Genomic DNA, 19,976 nt, shown 5'->3' on the forward strand with positions numbered 1-19,976 from the left:
AGAGTAGCCTTTGATTTTCGCGAAGGGCGGCGACTCCTGCGGGAACGCACAGAATGTAAGACGCAACAAACCGCGCGCTAGCGAGGGTTGCGGCTTACGTGTGTGCCCGCAGAAAGCGTCCGCACGTAGCGGAAATCAACTGCAGTAGGTTAATTCTATGAGTTTGTCGACATTTTGAAGGGTGGCCTCAGTTTGAGACCACCCTTTTTTTATACATTTTTATTAAGCATTCGTAAGCCGTTTAATATTACAAGAATTGTACTACCTTCATGTCCGATGACACCTAGTGGTAAATCAACAGCTTGTAAAAAGTTAGAGGCAATTAGCAAAACAATGATACCAATAGAGAAGAAGATGTTTTGTTTGACGATTCGTTGCATTTTGCGAGAAAGACGTACTGCATATGCAATTTTAGATAAGTCATTTTTCATTAACACAACGTCTGCTGTTTCCAAAGCAACATCAGTACCTTCGCCCATTGCAATTCCAGTAGTAGCTGTCGCTAAGGCAGGTGCGTCATTAATGCCATCTCCAACCATCCCTACAAAGTTATGTTGATTAAGTAGGCGTTTCATTTCCGTAACTTTTGTTTCGGGAAGGCACTCTGCAACGTATTCAGTAACGCCAGCTTCTTTCGCAATAACTTTAGCTGTTTTGTCATTATCACCAGTAAGCATGACGACATCTATACCTAATTCTTTTAATAATGTGACGGCTTTCTTTGCCTCATCACGAACTGTATCTTTTAACGCAGCAAGTGCAACAATGCCTTCTTTGTCACGCATAAAAATTACCGTTTTACCTTCTGAGGTAAGCTTCGCTAATGCGTTATTCGCAAAAGCATTGGCTTCATCCTCTCCTACAAAATCGGGTTTACCGATAAGGTACTCTGTTTCATTAACGTAGCCCTTCATGCCCCAACCAGGGATATCTTCTATTGTTGCTTGCGCAAACTGTGAAATATGTTGTGCTTTCGCGTAGCTTGTAATTGCTTGGGCTAATGGGTGATTTGACTGTGCTTCAATGGCTGCAAGAAGAGCTAATGCTTCTTGTTGATCTAAGCCCTCGCGTACGATAAACTCTGTAACAACTGGTTTTCCTTGTGTAAGAGTACCTGTTTTATCGACAGCTAATGCACGTAATACACTTAGATGCTCTAAATGCAAGCCACCTTTAAATAACACCCCATTTTTAGCGCCATTTGAAATAGTTGCTAATGTCGCCGGCATTATGGATGCAACGAGTGCACATGGGGAGGCAACAACTAGGAGCACCATAGCTCGATAAAATGTAGTCGTCCAATCCCAACCGAGTAAAAAGTGGGGAAGGAACATCATAAGCGCTACAGATAGTAATACAAACTTTACATAAGTACCTTCGAATTTTTCGATGAATTGCTGAGAAGGCGATTTTTCGCTTTGAGCACTTTGTACAAGCATAATAATTTTTTGGAACAATGTTTCGGAATTTGGTTTCGTCATTTCCATCGTAATTGCACCATTTAAATTAACTGTACCTGCAAATACTTCGTCACCCTCAAATTTAGCCATAGGTAGCGGCTCACCACTAATCGCTGATTCATCAATAGACGACTGTCCTTTAAAGATAATACCGTCTGCTGGAACACGTTCACCTGGTTTAATAAGTAAATGATCGCCAATTTTTAATGTGGAGACAGCAACCTTCATCGGTTCAAATTCACCACGTACTAGCCAAGCTTCTTCAGGTTGTAAATTCATAAGAGCAGAAATTTCGCGATGACTTTTGTTCATAGCATATGTTTCAAGAGCACCACTGACAGCGAAGATAAAAATAAGGATTGCGCCTTCTGTCCAATAGCCAATAGCAGCTGAGCCGACTGCAGCTAATATCATAAGTAATTCTACATTCAATTTTTTTTCTTCTAGTGTTTCTTCAATACCTTCTTTTGCTTTTGCAAATCCTCCGACACAAAAAGCAACAACATATAAGAGAATAGAAGCTGTTGTTTGATCATTTGTATCTAAACGCCATGCAAGTAAAATAAATAATCCAGCCATAATAGCAGCAATCAGTTCAGCATGTATCTTTATATTCTCAATTAGACTTACATTTTCTCGATTAGTATATTCCATCAATATCCCCCCTGATAATGAAAATCAATATCAAAACTCTTATAAAATAAGGAACTATAAACATTTTTGTAGTTGATAATCACTTTCATTTACATCTTTTCTAATTTAGAATTATTATAACAAAGGTTTTTGGAAAATGAAAGCAATAAATCTTAGAGGATATGGTCTAGGAAAGAAATCAATTAAATATAATAATGTGTTCAAGAAACTGATTGTTAATTTTCCCATTCTGAACATTGCATTGAGAACAGAAAAAGACACAGAATATTCCTAGGAATATTCTGTGCCTTTACATTTTGTGTGCATAACAGATAAATCTCTTTAGTTAAAAATGTTCTTGTAGATTAGAAAACTCTTTCTGCATGTTGAGCAAGTTTTTCTAGAGAAGATTTGTCCACATCAGCGTGAAGCGATTTACCGTGAGAGTCCATTGTTACTACAGCTGTGAAACCTTCAACATTTAAGTGCCACATAGCTTCAGGAATACCGAATTCCATTAAGTCTACACCATCTACACCTTTAATGCAGTCTGCGTAGTATTGAGCAGCACCACCAATTGCATTCAAGTAAACACCGCCGTGTTCGCCTAAAGCAGCAAGCGTTTTAGGACCCATACCACCTTTACCAATTACAGCACGGATACCGAATTTTTTCATAATATCGCCTTGATATGGCTCCTCACGAATAGAAGTAGTTGGACCAGCAGCTTTCACTGTCCAGTTACCTTCTTCGTCTTTCGCCATTACAGGACCACAGTGATAAATAACTTGTCCGTTAAGATCGACTGGTGCATCATGGCTCATTAAATGATGGTGAATTGCATCACGGCCAGTGTACATACGGCCAGTAATAGATACAACATCACCAACTTTAAGTGAACGAATTTGTTCTTCTGTAATTGGAGCAGTAAGTTCTACTACATCTGTCAACGTTTCATCTGCTGTTGCTGCAACTTCTTCATCTTCTTTAAATGTAATTTTTTCACCTTCTTGGTAGTGCCAGTTGATGATTTCGCCTGTTTCAGGATTAATATCAACTGCCATACGACGGTATGCCCAGCAGTTATATGCTACAGATACGTAGAATGATGCAGGAATACGGTGCATAACGCCAATTTTACAGCCAAGTAAAGTTGCTTCACCGCCGAAGCCCATTGTACCGATACCGAAAGTGTTTGCAGTTTTCACAACATAGTCTTCTAATTTTGCAAGATCATGATTTGAATTTGTATCTTCAACATGACGGAATAGTTGCTCTTTTGCTAAATCATAACCAGAAGAGCGATCGCCACCGATACCTACACCGATAAAGCCTGCAGAACAGCCTTGTCCTTGTGCTTGATAAACAGAGTGTAAGATACATTTACGGATACCATCTAAATCGCGACCAGCACGGCCAAGACCTTCTAGCTCACATGGTAGGCTATACTGGATATTTTTATTTTCACAGCCGCCACCTTTTAGAATTAATTTAATCGTAATATAATCTTTTTCCCATTGCTCGAATTTCATAACTGGCAGACCATCACCAAGATTATTACCACTGTTTTCACCAGTTAAAGAATCAACGGCATTTGGACGTAATTTTGCATCAGCTGTTGTATCGTTAATAGCTTTTTTAATAGCTTCTTTAATTTCTAATTGGTTTACACCTACAGGAGTGTAGATTTTAAATGTTGGTAGACCAGTATCTTGACAGATTGGTGATACGTTGTCTTCTGCCATAATAATATTATTTGAGATTGTTTCTAAACTCATTGCTGCGCGAGTGCCCGCATTTTCAGCTTCTTTCGCTTTTTTAATGGCACGACGTACATCTTTTGGTAAGTTTGTTGACGTTTCAGTAATTAAATTGTAAAGACTTTTCTCCAAAGTTTGAAGATTCATTATGATATTGCCCCCCAATGAAAAATTGATTATTTCCACGATACATTATACTCTTTTCCACTAATGAAAAAAAGAGTCCATCTAATTGTGGTAGGAATTAGCGATTATTTTTATAGATTTTGTAATGTTTAATCATTAACCTTTAAATGTTCAAAGAAAATAGCAATTGATTGTTAGGAACGTTTGTTCTAAAATAGAATTAACTTTACTTTAAGGAGGATATTTCATGTCTGAAACAATATCGTTGAAGTTACCAAAGGAAGTTGAGCAATTTCGAAATATAATAGAAGGAACAATGAAGCCTGTTGTTGTAATTGAAACGCATGAAAAGGAAACGACATTATTTGAAAGTAAGTTTGCAGGTAATCCGTATTTTCCACTTTCTATGGAATATCCAAAAAATGCGGAACAACAACCATTAAAGCTTTTAGCCCAAATTAATTTTGCAGATGTACCTAAGCATTTACCTCATTTCCCTAACGAGGGGATACTGCAATTTTATATTGATGGTTATGATGATGTACTAGGAATGGATTTCGATGATGGGAAAAATCAAAATGGTTTTCGAGTTATTTTCCACGATACAATCGTCAAGGATGAAACGCAGCTTATTCAAGATTTCTCATTTGTAGAAAATAAGGAAGAAGAATTATACTTTCCAGTAGAAAAGGAAATGGCATTGTCCTTTAAAGCAAAATTTGAACCTTTATCTATGGATGACTTTAGAAGCAATGAAATATATGCAAGCATCGAAACAGCTGCTGAAGAAGACGAAGAGCTGACAGATGTATTATATGATGTATTAACTGGTGGTGGTCATAAAATTGGAGGTTATCCTTACTTTACACAGGAGGATCCTAGAGCATACGGCAATTATACGGATTCAACAACGATGTTACTTCAAATAGATAGTGAAGGAGATCATATAATGTGGGGGGATTGTGGTGTTTGCAATTTCTTCATTACAGAGGATGAACTTAAAAATAAAGATTTTAGCAAGGTTGTTTACAATTGGGATTGTCATTAAATAAGCAAGCGAGCAATTTATATGCTCGCTTGCTTTTCATTGTTACTATTGTTCACGAGCGTTGAATTGCTCCATTTTATCTTCTAAATCATCCATCATTTGAATTAAACGATCAATATCTTGTAATTCAGTTTTTTCTGGGTCGATGGCATCTAATACTTCTAAAAACATTTCAAGACGTTCTTTTAAGTACGTCACTTGTTGTTCTTTATCTGTGATTGGCTTTGACATGCATACACCTCATTTCGTCCCTTACATAGTAGCTGATTTGGGACTAAATTTCAATGCCTAGGTCAACGCCTAGGACTTAGCGATTATTTTTAAAAAACAATAGACAGAATATTTACAATATTGATGTTGTATGTTAAAGTTATTTTAAGAAATAGTAAAGGAGCTGATGTTACAAAACGGTGAACTCTAACTCGAAAAGGAGGGAGTTTAAACAAGTAATCGGTCAAATAAAAAAGCCGAAATTCGTGTTTATACAAGTTGAATGAAGATAAGTGTTAGTTAGGCCTTAGCGTAAAATCACATGTGGTGAGCGCTAAGGCTTTTTGGTATGCTGTAATGTGGAGGTTGGAGGAAAAAATGAATTACTTCTCAGATTACAGCAAAAAAAGATTTACTATTTTAGTGTTAATTGTATCTATATCGGGATTTTCACAAGGAATGCTACTGCCGCTTATTTCCATTATTTTTGAGCGTGATGGTGTATCATCCGCTTTAAATGGTTTAAATGCGACGGGACTATACATAGGAACTTTATTAATCTCACCGTTTATTGAACAGCCTTTACGAAAATGGGGCTATAAGCCAATTATTTTAATCGGCGGGGCATTTGTCTTTGTATCACTTATCATATTCCCTTTATGGAAAAGTGTCACATTTTGGTTTGTGTTACGTTTGCTAATAGGTGTCGGAGATCATGCGCTACATTATGCTACGCAAACATGGATTACGAGCACAGCTGATCATAAAAGCTTAGGCAAAGGTATGGCTATTTATGGTTTGTCCTTTAGCATGGGCTTTGCGGTTGGCCCATTAATGGTACAGCTTATACAAATTGCAGAAGCGTTGCCGTTTATTGTGTCATCGATTATGTGCTTATTTGCTTGGTCATTTGTATTCTTTTTACGCAATGAAAAGCCAGAGCGTTTAACGGGAGATATGAATGCAAGAGGATGGAATCGCTATAAGGTGGCAATTGTATTTGGATGGATAGCATTTTTAGGTCCGTTTGTTTACGGTTTTTTAGAATCTTCATTAAATGCCTTATTTCCAGTATACGCATTACGTATAGGTTTTGAGGTAGACATGATTCCGATTATTTTATCAGTCTTTACGTTTGGGGGCATTTTAACGCAAGTGCCGCTTGGTGCACTTGGCGATAAAATTGGGCGACGGAATATACTAATGTTCGGATCATTTGGAGGCGCAATTTTATTTAGTATTGCTAGTTTTTTAGAGCACTCACAAATGGCTGTAGCCATCGCGTTTTTCTTCGCAGGTACATTGGTCGGTTCGATGTTTTCTCTCGGTATTACGTTTATGGCTGATTTAACGCCTAAAGAGCTACTACCAACCGGAAACCTTCTTTGTGGTATTGCCTTAAGTATCGGTAGTTTAACCGGACCGTTTTTAGGTGGTGTTTATTTAGAATTTGTAAAACATTATAGCTTCCTGTTACTTGTAGCACTTCTATTACTAGCTGTAGCGACAGTTCTCCTCGTTTTTGGGAAAAATAAAAATAAGCGATCAGTGACTGTTTAATGTCATGGTCGCTTTTTAAATGCAAAATAAAAGAGCGGGGCTCATCTCCCGCTCATAAAACAAAAAACGCCCAGCAAATCCGTGCTGTAATGGCGTTTTTCGGTGTGACACGGATGTTACGTCCATGCCACGTAGGTTTGGCACCTAGAAATATATTATACAGACAAGCTTCTATAAAAGCAATTAGATAATAGTTCCATTCCTGAGGAGAGGGTGAGAATTCCGCGGAAGGAGGAGTTAATTCCGCGGAAGAGGGCAGTGATTCCGCGAAAGTGGGAAGTGATTCCGCGAAAGCGGGTGAGAATTCCGCGGAAGTGGGAAGTGATTCCGCAGAAGCAACGGCTTTTTTACCTTGTTAAAATAAAAGAGCATCTCAAAATTAATTGAGATGCTTCAATTTTTTTATTTTTTTAACACAAGTTTAGCAACACATTCTACCTGTGCAGTTTGTGCGAACATATCTACTGGTTGGATATATTCTACATCATAAAGCTTTGATAATTCCTGTAAATCTTTAGCTAATGTAGATGGGTTACAAGACGTATAGACAAAACGTTTCGGTTTTAGCTTAAGGACAGTGCGGATAAATTCTGGTGCAAGGCCTGTACGTGGCGGATCTACTGTAATAACATCAGGTGTAAAGCCTTCTTTGCGCCATTTTGCTAAAACACTTTCAGCTGTGCCGACTGCATATTTTGTATGTTTAAAGCCATGGTTGCGCGCGTTTGTTCGTGCATCTTGAATGCTTTCTGGAATTACGTCCATACCACGAACTTCTTGCGCTTTATCAGCTAGCCATAAACCGATTGTACCAACTCCGCAATAGGCATCAACAACGGTTTCTTTGCCCGTTAATGCCGCTGCTTTTTTGATTTCATCGTATAAATGCACAGTTTGTGTTGGATTCAATTGGAAGAATGCACGAGCAGATAGATCAAATGCTAATTCTCCTAGTTCCTCATGAATTGTTTCCTTGCCATCAAGAACAATTGTTTCATCACCAAAGATAAGTGATGTTTTTTCACGATTAATGTTTTGAGCAATCGATACGATACTTGGATCGATTTTTTTAATGCGCGTTAAAAGCTCAGTAAGGTGAGGGATTTCTTTACGAGTCGTAACAAGCACGACTTGTGTTTCACCAGTGCGAATCCCTGTACGTACAACAATCGTACGCACTAAACCATCGAGCGTACGACCATCGTAAATTGTTATATTTAGCTTTTGTAAGATTTTACGTGTTGCTACAGTAATTTTTGATGTGATTGGATGCTGTACAAGGCAATCATTAATATTCAGTAGCTTGTTGCTGCCTTCTGTAAAAAGCCCGGCATAGACACGTTTGCCTTCTTTGCGTACTTGGAACTGGCTTTTATTGCGATAATTCCAAGGGTTGTTCATACCAAGTGTATTGCGAACTTCTACGGTTTCTGCTAAAGGCTTAGCATAGCGTTCTAACGCTTGAATAACGATATCTCGTTTTTCTATAAGCTGTTTTTCGTATGTCATATGTTGAAGCTGGCACCCACCGCATTCATTGTAAACTGGGCACGGTGCTTCCTGACGAAATTGTGACGCTTTCCGTATGGCAAGTATATCTGCCTCAGCGAAATTGTGTTGTGTTTTCGTAACTTGGGCAGTAATTTCTTCTCCAGGAATAGCGCCTTTTACGAAGACGACGTTGCGTTTATAAAAACCAACTCCCTCGCCATTAATACCAAGTCGTTTTATAATTAATGGAAATTTTTGACCCACTTCCATCGTTGTTTGTTGCGTCAAGCGATCCACGTCCTTTAACTTTGTTCAGCACGTAGGTATAGATAACATGCTGATGTCATCTCCCCATTATAACTAAGGAGTGGACGATTGCATAGTGACAGGGAAATCTTCATACTCCAATACTAGATCGTCGAGCGATAAAAATGTATAGCCTTGCTTCTTCGCTTCAGCAATGAATAAAGGCAGAGCTTCCGCATTATCTTGAGCAACTGTATGCATTAAAATGACAGCGCCGGGGTGAAGTTGATCTATCAAAGCATTATAAGCATAATCTGCACCACGACGTTCATCCTTTAGCCAATCTTTAAAAGCAACAGACCAGAAAATATGACGATAACCTTCTGCATTGCCGACTTCTAACAACTTAGCATTAAAAATTCCTTCTGGTGGTCTAGCATACGTTGTACGGTCTATGCCTGTTAGTTCACGTAATTTGCTATCAAACTTACGCCATTCTGAACGCATACCATCTCTTGTTAACTTTGCCATATTCGGATGACCATAGGAATGGTTACCGATTGTATGTCCATCTTGCACCATACGCTTTACAAGGTCACCTGCGCTATCTAAATAATGGCCTGTTAAAAAGAAGGTTGCTGGTGCTTTTTCTTTTTTTAACGTATCCAATATACTTTCTGTAAAGCCATTTTCGTATCCGTTATCAAAAGTTAAATAGGCTACTTTTTTATCGGGTTTTCCTTTATAAATTGCCCCATATTGGTCGAGTAGCTTATCAAGTTGTGCTCCTGCCTCAGCTGGTTCGCCATTCTGTGCTCGTTTAAGGCCCCAATGATATTCATCTGAGCCAGATGCAAAGTATGGATTAATGCTTACTGCTGCGGCAATAATAAAAGTAGCGATTACTGCACCTACTATATGTTGTTTCCACATAAAAAACGCATCCTTTCCTTTTCTTTTAGGATGCGTTCTTTTCAAAAATTTATCCGGCTTGGTGTTTCACTTTGCACACGGATTTTATAATAAAATTTCAAGTGCTTCTTTTAAATAAGGATATTTAAATTCAAAATTTTGCGTTTCTAAAACAGTTGGTATGACATGCTGTCCTTCTAAAACGAGCATACTTTGTTCCCCGAGAGCTAAACGCATAGCAAAACTCGGGACTGGCATCCAATGGCGACGTCCCATTACTTGTGCAATTGTTTGACCAAATTCCTTCATGCGTGTTGGATGTGGAGCAGTCACATTAAATGGCCCGTTAATAGATGAATTCGTAATGGCAAAATAAATAGCCCGCGCGACATCTTCTACATGAATCCAGGATAACCATTGCTCACCTGTACCAATCGTGCCACCGATATGTAATTTATAGGGCAATAGCATAGAAGGAAGTGCACCGTTGTCACGACCTAAAATAACACCAAAACGGGCAAGTGCTACACGAACACCGAGTTTTTCAGCTCGCTTTGCATGGCGTTCCCAATCATGAACTGTCCATCCTAAGAAATCTTTTGCGTAGTCAGTAGCGTTTTCACTATAGGTGGCCACTGCGGAAGGTGGGTAAATTCCAACTGCACTGGCATTTACAAGTACGTTCGGTTTTTCCTTAAATTGTTCTATAATACGTACAATTTCTAGTGTAGCGTCCATGCGACTTGTATAAATAGCTTTCTTTTGCTTCTTTGTCCAACGTCCATCATTTAATGACACTCCTGCTAAATTAACGACTGCATTGATATCCTCGTCCAATTCCTTTTCTGGTCGAGCACCATCTTTTAGCCACTGTACATAGTGAATGCCATTTTCATATTTCGAATTGCTACGGGATAAAACGAATAACTCATGTCCTTGTTCTTGTAACAGTTTTGTTAACTCTTTCCCAACAAAACCAGTACCACCAGCAATGACAATTTTCATAAGAACCCTCCTTTTACCAATAGATGTAACTCAACTATACACAAAGATGGGAAAAAAGAAAAAGATGTTATAATGATTAAGCAAAGAGGTGATTTCGCTATGCGTGTTATTACAAAAATTGCGCGTCAAAAAAACAATCCAGAACGCTATAATATATATTTAAATGAGGAATACGCTTTTCCTGTAGACGAAGCGATTTTAATACAATTTGGTCTTACAAAAGGAAAGGTGCTTGAAGAATTTGATATTCAGGAAATTGCCTATGAAGATGAAATTCGCAAAGCTTTTAATAAAGGGCTAAATTTTTTATCCTATCAAATGCGTAGTGAGCATGAGGTGAAGAAAAAGTTAAGCTCATTAGAGTTTGGGGAAGCGGTAATATTAGAAGCGATTCAAAAGTTAAAATCATATGGCTTTTTAAATGATGAATCTTATTCGAAAGCATTGCTGGATACAAAAAAAGCTACGATGAAAAAAGGGCCTCGAGCAATTCGACAAGATCTCATCAAAAAAGGAATCGATAAAAGTTTGCAAGATGAGGTACTTGAAACATTTAGCCATGAAGAACAAGTGAAGCTTGCAACACAGCTTGCAGAAAAAGTAATCCGTTCTGAGAAGAAGAAAACACCAACACAAGTAAAGACTAAGATACAAGATTTTTTAATGCGAAAAGGGTATTCTTTTACTGTTGTCGATGAGGTACTTGGACAAGTAGAAATTGAGCAAGCAGAAGATGAATGGCAGTCCTTACTCGATGTACAAGGCGAAAAAGTTTGGAAAAAGTATGCGTCGAAGTATACTGGTTATGAATTAAAAATGAAAACGAAGCAGGCGCTTTATCAAAAGGGATTTCCTGTAGAAGTTATAGATCGTTTTATTGAAGAGAAGGAGAATGGAGAATGAATGAAAAAAACTATGCTGCAATGACAGAGCATGAACTACGTGAAGAAGTAGGAAAGCTAAAAGAGAAGGCTCGTAAGGCAGAACAGCTAGGCATACTTAATGAATTTGCGGTGTATGAGCGTAAAGCTTTAATGGCAGCTGCTTATTTAGTTGATTTAGATACGATTGTACCTGGAGAAATGTACAGAATCGATGGCTCTGACAACAACTATTTCCAAGTTGATTATTTAAAAGGACGTTTTGCATGGGGGCATCGCCTAGGCGGCGATAAATATCAGGAAGCATTGCCTGTTTCTATTTTATCACCTATAAAGGCGGCGAAATAAATGCAAGAAAAAATCGACAAACTAACAGCAGAGTTACTTGAGAAAAATCCCCAAATGTCAGCAGGGCGTGCGCGTGTTTGGATTGAACTGTTATGGAGCGATTTTGAATCTACATCTGCAAAAGCGGGCTATGATTATCGTGGGGCTGATTACACTGAAAACTTAGTGCGCCAATTAATTGTAAGCTATGGCGATAAGCTCCATCACTTTGCAGGCCGCAATCCAAAATACGCGCATTTACTAGATGCTAGTGATGATATGGTACAATAACAAATAGATTTCATTGCATTGCAACAATCAATTTTAAGCTATAAGCATAACAAAGCCGGTGTTCCCTTCAAATAGGATACTCCGGCTTTATTAGTTAATTGCTTGCACCAATTTGTAATTTTTTTTGAAGCTTATCCTCGGTAAAAATCCAACCAGTGTAAGAGGTAATAATTTCGTTGTCGTCATTTAAATGAGCAACTGCAACGAAAGGATAGCGATTGTCACTACGATAACGTAAATCGATTAACCTCAGTTCTGTTAAGCCATTTTCAAGCTCGGAAATTTCCCAACGGTACAACGGTGAGAAAGATACAAAGGCAGCGAGATTAGGGTCTTTCATAGCAGCTTCAACTGCAGGTGTTTTTGGTAGTAATTTAATTTCGAATTTATCGTAAATATTAACAGTTCGCCCATAAGCGCGACCAACATAGTAATGTGTTTTTGATTTTGCGGCGATGCGCCAGTGAAAAAATCGCATAGTAGGTGCTACAATAACATAATCTTCATCTTGAATTGTGCTGTGCACTGCTTTTTTAACTGCTTTTTGAACAGCAAAGCGAAAAATATAATAGACGACAATAACACCATACATGACGCTAAATGTCCAAACTGGATTTGCCCCAAATGCCCATAGTAATATGCCAAGGCAATGAAGGGAAAAAATAATTGGATCGAATGTATTGATCACACCAAGTGCTACCCATTTTCTAGAGAATGGGCGAATAGCTTGTGTTCCGTAAGCATTAAAAATATCAACGAAAACATGAATAGCTACTGCAAGAAATGTCCAAAGCCATAAATGTAATACATTTGCGTCCTGAATAATTAGTGATAACACGATTGTAATTAAAATTGGCCATAAGGCTACTGCTGGTATTGAATGTGTTATTCCGCGATGATGCCGAATATAAATCGCATTATTGCGAAGTTTTAATACTGTATCAACATCAGGTGCTTGTGAGCCAATAATGGTACCAGCCATAACGGCAGTAAAGGTCATTGAATGATTGGCAACTACAGGGTCAGCTAAAGCAAGACCACCGAGTGCTATTCCCATAACGAAATGTGTACCTGAATCCAAAATTATCCACTCCTTGTATGCGTGAAAAAATCGTACAATGCATACATGTATATTTCATTTCAATAATGGTATTACTTATAAAATTTGCTTTTCAATCTCTAAGTATTCACTCGCACAAGAGGTAAATAATGGAGTTTGGTTGTTTCAGCAAAAGTCCGTGACTTACATTATTACGTTAAAACCTTGGTTGTAGCAAGGAAACGCAGCGGCGGATGTCACGCTTAGCTGTAATAAAATTTATACGTTTTTGTCATATTATGCGAATAGCTTTTCTTAATTGTATACCCTTTTAATCATAAATTAAATCGTAAAGACACGGGAGGTCACTGTGAAATATCCATATGTAGCAGAATTTCGACAATCTTTAGTCGAATGGTTTGAAGAAGAGAAACGAGATTTACCTTGGCGGCATACTAAAGACCCTTATAAAATTTGGGTATCTGAGGTGATGCTACAGCAAACACGAGTTGATACAGTTATTCCTTATTACAATCGCTTTATGGAAAGCTTCCCAACTTTAGAATTATTAGCTGAGGCACCACAGGAATATTTATTGAAACATTGGGAGGGCCTTGGCTATTATTCACGAGCGAGAAATCTGCAAGCGGGGGTTCGAGAGGTGCTAGAAAACTATGGCGGAATCGTACCTGATAATCGCTATGAAATTTCAAAGTTAAAAGGGGTTGGACCCTATACTGCAGGTGCTATATTAAGTATTGCCTATAATAAGCCCGAACATGCAGTTGATGGTAATGTCATGCGGGTTTTAAGTCGTGTACTCAATATACATGATGATATTGCACTGCCGAAGACAAAGAAAATTTTCGAAGCAGCTGTTGACGAACTAATTGATCCACATAATGCATCATCTTTTAATCAAGGGTTAATGGAACTTGGAGCGCTTATTTGTTCCCCAACATCACCGAAATGTTTGTTATGTCCTGTTCGTGAATATTGCACCGCTTTTAATGAAGGAGAACCTGAAAAACTGCCTGTTAAATCAAAAAAAGTTAAGATGAAGCATATTTCATACGACGTTTTTGTATGTGAGGATGAGGACGGTCGCTTTTTAATGGAGCAACGACCGGCAAGTGGCTTGCTTGCGAGTATGTGGCAGTTCCCGATGGTTGAGCAAGCAGAAGATTCATTATTAAAATTTGCTCAGCACTATGAAGTAGAGGTACAAGCACAACGGGAAATTTTAACATTTAAACATGTTTTTTCACATTTAACTTGGCATGTGAATGCTTATTATATGAAGTGTAAATCATTTGAAAAGGGTGATTGGCTGACAAAGGAGCAAATAGAATTGTTACCAATGCCAGTGCCAATGTTAAAAGTATGGCAGGCGATAAAATAATGGCGACACTATAATTAAGCAAACGAAAATAAAAAAATTAATGAGCATAAAAGTAATCACCTCTGTACACAATAATTAGCGTGGAGGTGAATGACTGATGAAGAAAAATCAAAACACAAACCAACAAGCAAATAAAAACATGCAACGCCAAAGTGAAGAGTTTGGTTACGAAACGGACTTCAACGAAGTGCAAAAGCAAAATGCTAAAGCTGAGCAGAATAAAGCTCAAGCTTCAGGCAAATATGCTAAGAATAACCAAAACGCGAGCGAGTAAGCACTTTGTAACTGCATAATTGCATTTACCTTCTAAGGGGCTGTCTAAAAATCGAAAAGATGAAAAGGACAGCCCTTTTCTATTTTTCCTCCGAAACGCATAAGTTTATAACATAAGTTAAAAAATTCCATTGAAGTTGCTGTTATAATGGAAATTGCTATTAATTTTCGGAAATTTGTACATAAATAACATGACACAGTGAAATTTGTAGTTTTCAACTACACCTTTCGCGTACAGATTGCTATAATATACTAGAGACTGCTAGATTTAGGTAGCATAGACGAAAAGGTGGGCTTCAAAAATGGCAATACCGGTAGAAGGAGAAACGATACAAATACATAGTTATAAGCACAATGGCCGCATCCACCGTGTTTGGCAAGAAACAATGGTTTTAAAAGGAACTAAAAACATTATAATCGGTGCGAATGAACGAACACTTGTGACAGAATCCGATGGTCGTACGTGGCTAACGAGAGAGCCTTCTATTTGTTATTTCCATGCGGAGCACTGGTTTAACATCATCTGCATGCTGCGTGAAGACGGTGTGTATTATTATTGTAATCTAAGCTCACCATTTGTTTTCGATAATAATGCCATTAAATACATTGACTACGATTTAGATATTAAGGTTTTTCCAGATATGTCGTATACCCTTTTAGATGAAGATGAATATGAACAGCATCGCCAGGAAATGTCTTACCCAGATGTCATCGATAAAATTTTAAAGCGTAATGTCGAAAAATTAATTAGCTGGATACAACAAAAAAGAGGACCCTTTGCACCTGATTTTATCGATGCTTGGACAAGTCGTTATAAGTTTCAGCTCGATATGCAAGCAGATGATTGTCAGTAACACCTATTAGTTCAACTAATGGGTGTTTTTTTGCATTTAAAGGGTATTTTATTAATAGAACTATCGATGTAATTCGAAAATAGTTAGCATTAAAGATCAACTAACTGTACTTCATGCTAAATATTGCTATAATACGTAAGGGCATTCATACTAGAATGTCTGTTTCTTTTTTTAATGTATTGAAAGCCACATAAGGATGAGGTTTTCTAATAAGGAAGTGATGAAAAATGAGTAGTATAAAGCGTTATATGCGTTTTGTAAAACCATACACATGGGAAATTATTTTAACGGTGTTAATTGGTATAGTGAAATTTGCAATCCCGTTATTCATTCCATTGCTCATAAAAATAGTACTTGATGATATTATTGGTGCGGAGGATTTGACAGATACAGAAAAAACAAAAGAATTGTTTTACTGGCTAGGCGGTACAATTATTGTGTTCTTTGTTATACGACCACCAATAGAATACTACCGTCAATATTTTGCACAGCATGTGAGTAATAAGGTCCTTTTTGATATCCGCAAAGAGATTTACGCGCATTTACAGCGCCTAAGCTTAAAGTATTACGCCAATACAAGAGCGGGTGAGGTTATTTCACGTGTAATTAATGATGTGGAGCAAACGAAAAACTTTGTTATGACAGGTTTAATGAATGTTTGGCTGGACTTAGCAACGATCGTTATTGCCGTCTGTATTATGCTAGCATTGGATGTCAAACTTACGCTTGTTGCGCTCATTGCATTCCCGTTCTATGCAATTAGTGTTAGGTTCTTCTTTGGTAAACTTCGAACATTAACACGCAACCGTTCACAAGCACTTGCAGGTGTTCAAAGTTATCTTCATGAACGAGTAGCTGGCATGAGTATTATTAAAAGCTTTACGCTAGAAAAACATGAACAAAAATTATTTGACGAAGCAAACGGCGAGTTTTTAGAAAAAGCATTAGATCAAACAAAATGGAATGCTAAATCTTTTGCAGTCGTCAATACGATTACAGATGTAGCACCATTACTTGTGATCGCTTATGCAGGCTATCAAGTGATTAATGGATCTTTATCGGTCGGAACAATGGTTGCTTTTATCGCGTATATTGAACGCCTTTACGGACCACTTCGCCGATTAGTAAGTGCATCGACAACGTTAACGCAATCAATTGCCTCGATGGATCGTATGTTTGAACTAATAGACGAGCCTTATGAAGTGAAAAATAAAAAAAATGCACTACCATTATCTCCTGCAACAGGTGAAGTGCGATTTGAGAATGTCGCTTTTCAATATGAAGCGGATGGTTCGCAAATTTTAAAAAATATGAATTTCACCATAAATCCAGGGGAGACGGTAGCATTTGTAGGAATGAGCGGCGGTGGGAAATCTACCATTATTAGCTTAATTCCACGCTTTTATGATACGTCAGATGGAGCAGTATATGTAGATGGTCATGATGTGAAAGACGTTACAATCCATTCATTACGCTCTCAAATTGGAATCGTGCTACAGGATAATATTTTGTTCAGTGATTCAGTAAAAGAAAATATACTGATGGGTAAACCTGAAGCGTCTGAGGAAGAAGTAATGGCTGCTGCAAAAGCGGCTAATGCGCATGACTTTATTATGGGCTTGCCAAATGGCTATAACACGAAGGTTGGCGAGCGAGGGGTAAAATTATCGGGTGGTCAAAAGCAACGTGTTGCCATTGCCCGCGTATTTTTAAAAAACCCACCGATTTTAATTTTAGATGAAGCAACATCAGCGCTTGATTTAGAAAGTGAAGCGCTTATTCAAGAATCACTCGATGCCTTAGTGCATGACCGAACAACCATTATTATTGCGCACCGACTTTCTACTATTACACATGCTGATAATATTTTTGTTATTGATCATGGACAATTAATTGAAAAAGGGAATCATGAGCAACTAATGAAGGAACAAGGCACATACTTCAATTTATTCCAAGTGCAACACTTAGATTGAGGATTGGGTATTGAAAGATGACGGATGTCGTTAATTTTCGAGCGAATTGTTTGAGTGCCTGGCACTGTCGCAGGTACAGAGTAAGCCGCAACCATTGCAAACGCGCGGTTTGTTGCGTCTTACATTGCGTGTATTCTACGTGTTTTTTTTCGTGGTAAGCAATTGTTTGAGTGCCTGGCACTTAAATGTATATTCTGGGCCTTTCATTCCTAGTTGAATGAAAGGCTTTTTTGTATGCTATTGCTTATTTCAGCAATCAATGCTTTCTTCAATTCTTCCATGTGAAATGGCAGCTATTTTTGTAGAAAAATATCGTTAAAATACGAAAATTTTATATGCGGGGCGAAAAATGTAGAAAATATATGCTATTAGTAGAAAAATAATGATTGAAAGAGAGGATGAATTTAGTTAGAATTATCTGAAAATAGAGAATTTATTGATAGTTAGTATATAATAAACTATAAATTTGCAATATTTAAAAATATTGGTAGGATGGGGCGGTTGAACATGCGAAAAAAGCTGTTAGAGATTAAAGGTTTACAAACAACCTTTTTCACAGATGATGGACAGATTCCTGCCGTTGACGATATTGATTTTTCGGTCCATGAAGGGGAAATTTTGGGGATTGTTGGGGAATCGGGCAGTGGCAAAAGCGTAACATCTTTGTCCATTATGGGATTGATACCATCGCCACCTGGAAAAATCACAGGCGGACAAGTTCTGTTAGATGGCAAAAATTTAGCTAAATTAACTGATAAGCAAATGCAAAAAGTACGTGGGAAAGATGTGGCGATGATCTTTCAAGAGCCGATGACTTCCTTAAATCCTTTATTTACGATTGGGGATCAATTGAAAGAGGCTATTTTAATTCATAATCCTAAGTGGTCTAAAAAGAAGGCTTTTGCACGAGCAATAGAAATTATGAAACTAGTAGGTTTACCGCGTGCGGAGGAACTATTAAAGGATTATCCTCATCAATTATCAGGTGGGATGCGCCAACGTGTAATGATTGCCATGGCACTTGTTTGTGACCCGAAGGTACTGATTGCTGATGAGCCTACAACAGCGCTAGATGTGACGATTCAAGCTCAAATATTGCAACTAATGAAAGATTTGAACAAGCGGATGAATACCGCTGTTTTATTAATTACGCACGATTTAGGTGTTGTAGCAGAAACTTGTGAGCGCGTTATCGTTATGTACGCTGGACAAATTGTTGAAGAAGCATCTATACAGGAAATTTTTAAAACGCCAAAGCACCCTTACACACAAGGACTTATTAAATCGGTACCAGATATGCGTTATAAAAAAGACAGTCTTTATTCGATACCTGGTAGTGTACCAAAGCCGGGCACAATTAAAGACGGCTGTCGATTTGCAGCACGCTGTGAGTTTGCGATGGAGCGTTGCCTACAGGAAACACCACCTTTATATGAAGCGACAGCGCAACATAAAGCAAGGTGCTTTTTAATGGAAGAACAGGAGGTGGTTCATTATGTCGAAAGTGTTGTTGAAGGTTGATGGTTTAAAAAAGTATTTTCCTATTCGCAAAGGATTCCTTAATACGCAGGTTGGGGATGTGAAAGCTGTGGACGATGTTTCCTTTGAAGTTTTTGAAGGGGAAACATTAGGCATAGTTGGTGAATCGGGGTGTGGGAAGTCAACTACAGGTCGCCTATTAATGCGCTTACTTGAACCGACAGCAGGTAACATTGAATTTGGAGGCAAAATGATTTCCACATTATCAAACAATGAAATGAGGAAAGCGCGAAGGGATATCCAAATGATTTTCCAAGATCCCTATGCTTCGTTAAATCCACGCCATACGATTGGCAAGATTTTAGAAGAACCGCTCATTGTTCATGGTATGGGCAATTCGAAAGAACGAAAAAAGAAAGTAATAGAGCTTCTTGAAATCGTTGGCTTAAATGAATATCACGTAAAACGTTATCCACATCAATTTAGTGGAGGACAAAGACAACGTATTGGAATTGCTCGTGCGCTAATGACCAATCCTCGTCTAATTATTGCAGACGAGCCCGTTTCAGCGCTGGATGTATCAATTCAAGCTCAAGTTTTAAATCTAATGCAAACATTGCAAAGGGAATTAAAGCTTACTTATATATTTATTTCACATGACTTAGGGGTTGTGCGACATATTAGTAATCGTGTCGGGGTTATGTATTTAGGCAAGTTAGTAGAGCTGACAGATAGTGAGAATTTATATGCAGAGCCGCTCCACCCATATACGCAGGCATTATTATCTTCGGTTCCTGTGCCTGATCCAACTTTTGAACGTGAGCAGCTTATTATATCTGGAGATATTCCGAGTGCATCCAATCCGCCTAGCGGCTGTGCATTCCATACGAGATGTCCTTTTAAGAAAGAGCAATGCTCAAGCGTTGTTCCGAAACTGCAAGAAGTGAAACCGGGTCATTATGTTGCTTGTCATCTTTACGATGCACTTCAGCATTCAATGATATAA

18 protein-coding genes are annotated in these 19,976 nt (G+C 38.1%); 11 read left to right on the forward strand and 7 right to left on the reverse strand.

The features are described from left to right. Positions 1-209 precede the first annotated feature (209 nt). A complete protein-coding gene (locus tag ACQKNX_RS21530) occupies positions 210-2,114 on the reverse strand; it encodes a heavy metal translocating P-type ATPase (RefSeq protein WP_427430605.1) in 1,905 nt (634 codons plus the stop codon). Positions 2,115-2,458: 344 nt separating this feature from the next. Then, positions 2,459-4,000, reverse strand: a complete 1,542-nt coding sequence (locus tag ACQKNX_RS21535; protein ID WP_427430606.1) for a fumarate hydratase — start codon at positions 3,998-4,000, stop codon at positions 2,459-2,461. 226 nt (positions 4,001-4,226) lie between these two features. Here ACQKNX_RS21535 and ACQKNX_RS21540 point away from each other — a divergent pair, with 226 nt between their 5' ends. Beyond that, complete coding sequence (locus ACQKNX_RS21540) at positions 4,227-5,027, forward strand: YwqG family protein (protein WP_427430607.1); 801 nt, start codon at positions 4,227-4,229, stop codon at positions 5,025-5,027. 45 nt (positions 5,028-5,072) lie between these two features. On the opposite strand, the gene ACQKNX_RS21545 is transcribed toward ACQKNX_RS21540, so the two are convergent. Beyond that, a complete protein-coding gene (locus tag ACQKNX_RS21545) occupies positions 5,073-5,258 on the reverse strand; it encodes an SE1561 family protein (protein ID WP_173479575.1) in 186 nt (61 codons plus the stop codon). Positions 5,259-5,615: 357 nt separating this feature from the next. Between ACQKNX_RS21545 and ACQKNX_RS21550 the strand changes: the two genes are divergently transcribed. After that, positions 5,616-6,797 (forward strand): MFS transporter, encoded by a 1,182-nt coding sequence (locus ACQKNX_RS21550; RefSeq protein WP_427430608.1) that lies wholly within the window; start codon positions 5,616-5,618, stop codon positions 6,795-6,797. Positions 6,798-7,199: 402 nt separating this feature from the next. Here the strand turns inward: ACQKNX_RS21550 and rlmD are convergent, their stop codons facing one another. The 3 genes from rlmD to ACQKNX_RS21565 all read right to left on the reverse strand — a co-directional run bounded on the left by rlmD (position 7,200) and on the right by ACQKNX_RS21565 (position 10,451). After that, positions 7,200-8,576 carry a 23S rRNA (uracil(1939)-C(5))-methyltransferase RlmD gene (gene rlmD, locus ACQKNX_RS21555; RefSeq protein WP_427430609.1) on the reverse strand — a complete coding sequence of 459 codons (1,377 nt, stop codon included), beginning with the start codon at positions 8,574-8,576 and terminating at the stop codon, positions 7,200-7,202. A gap of 72 nt (positions 8,577-8,648) precedes the next feature. Then, the gene (locus ACQKNX_RS21560) at positions 8,649-9,467 is read right to left on the reverse strand and encodes a polysaccharide deacetylase family protein (protein ID WP_427430610.1); all 819 of its coding nucleotides are present in this window, start codon (positions 9,465-9,467) and stop codon (positions 8,649-8,651) included. 84 nt (positions 9,468-9,551) lie between these two features. Continuing rightward, on the reverse strand, positions 9,552-10,451 hold the full coding sequence (locus ACQKNX_RS21565; protein WP_427430611.1) for a TIGR01777 family oxidoreductase: 900 nt from the start codon (positions 10,449-10,451) through the stop codon (positions 9,552-9,554). A 99-nt stretch (positions 10,452-10,550) separates the two neighbouring features. On the opposite strand from ACQKNX_RS21565, the gene recX reads away from it, so the two are divergent. The 3 genes from recX to ACQKNX_RS21580 are packed head-to-tail and all read left to right on the forward strand — an operon-like array spanning position 10,551 to position 11,950. Continuing rightward, positions 10,551-11,354 (forward strand): recombination regulator RecX, encoded by an 804-nt coding sequence (gene recX / locus ACQKNX_RS21570; RefSeq protein ID WP_427430641.1) that lies wholly within the window; start codon positions 10,551-10,553, stop codon positions 11,352-11,354. Then, positions 11,351-11,680: a YfhH family protein gene (locus tag ACQKNX_RS21575; RefSeq protein WP_427430612.1), complete on the forward strand. Its 330-nt coding sequence runs from the start codon at positions 11,351-11,353 to the stop codon at positions 11,678-11,680. The genes recX and ACQKNX_RS21575 overlap by 4 nt, the downstream gene beginning before the upstream one ends. Further along, on the forward strand, positions 11,681-11,950 hold the full coding sequence (locus ACQKNX_RS21580; RefSeq protein WP_427430613.1) for a YfhJ family protein: 270 nt from the start codon (positions 11,681-11,683) through the stop codon (positions 11,948-11,950). It begins immediately after the preceding gene. A gap of 94 nt (positions 11,951-12,044) precedes the next feature. Here the strand turns inward: ACQKNX_RS21580 and ACQKNX_RS21585 are convergent, their stop codons facing one another. Further along, positions 12,045-13,031, reverse strand: a complete 987-nt coding sequence (locus ACQKNX_RS21585) for a metal-dependent hydrolase (protein WP_427430614.1) — start codon at positions 13,029-13,031, stop codon at positions 12,045-12,047. A gap of 328 nt (positions 13,032-13,359) precedes the next feature. Here ACQKNX_RS21585 and mutY point away from each other — a divergent pair, with 328 nt between their 5' ends. The 6 genes from mutY (at position 13,360) to ACQKNX_RS21615 (ending at position 19,976) form a co-directional block, all read left to right on the forward strand. Continuing rightward, on the forward strand, positions 13,360-14,391 hold the full coding sequence (gene mutY / locus ACQKNX_RS21590; RefSeq protein WP_427430616.1) for an A/G-specific adenine glycosylase: 1,032 nt from the start codon (positions 13,360-13,362) through the stop codon (positions 14,389-14,391). A 97-nt stretch (positions 14,392-14,488) separates the two neighbouring features. Beyond that, positions 14,489-14,665 carry a gamma-type small acid-soluble spore protein gene (locus tag ACQKNX_RS21595; protein WP_340822351.1) on the forward strand — a complete coding sequence of 59 codons (177 nt, stop codon included), beginning with the start codon at positions 14,489-14,491 and terminating at the stop codon, positions 14,663-14,665. 301 nt (positions 14,666-14,966) lie between these two features. Further along, positions 14,967-15,518: a nucleoside tri-diphosphate phosphatase gene (gene ntdP / locus ACQKNX_RS21600; protein WP_340822352.1), complete on the forward strand. Its 552-nt coding sequence runs from the start codon at positions 14,967-14,969 to the stop codon at positions 15,516-15,518. A gap of 227 nt (positions 15,519-15,745) precedes the next feature. Further along, a complete protein-coding gene (locus ACQKNX_RS21605) occupies positions 15,746-17,491 on the forward strand; it encodes an ABC transporter ATP-binding protein (RefSeq protein WP_427430617.1) in 1,746 nt (581 codons plus the stop codon). Positions 17,492-17,998: 507 nt separating this feature from the next. Next, the gene (locus tag ACQKNX_RS21610) at positions 17,999-19,012 is read left to right on the forward strand and encodes an ABC transporter ATP-binding protein (RefSeq protein WP_401013735.1); all 1,014 of its coding nucleotides are present in this window, start codon (positions 17,999-18,001) and stop codon (positions 19,010-19,012) included. Next, positions 18,987-19,976 (forward strand): ABC transporter ATP-binding protein, encoded by a 990-nt coding sequence (locus tag ACQKNX_RS21615; protein WP_427430618.1) that lies wholly within the window; start codon positions 18,987-18,989, stop codon positions 19,974-19,976. The genes ACQKNX_RS21610 and ACQKNX_RS21615 overlap by 26 nt, the downstream gene beginning before the upstream one ends.

The organism is Lysinibacillus sp. NPDC093712, assembly GCF_050280025.1.
Lineage (GTDB): Bacteria > Bacillota > Bacilli > Bacillales_A > Planococcaceae > Lysinibacillus.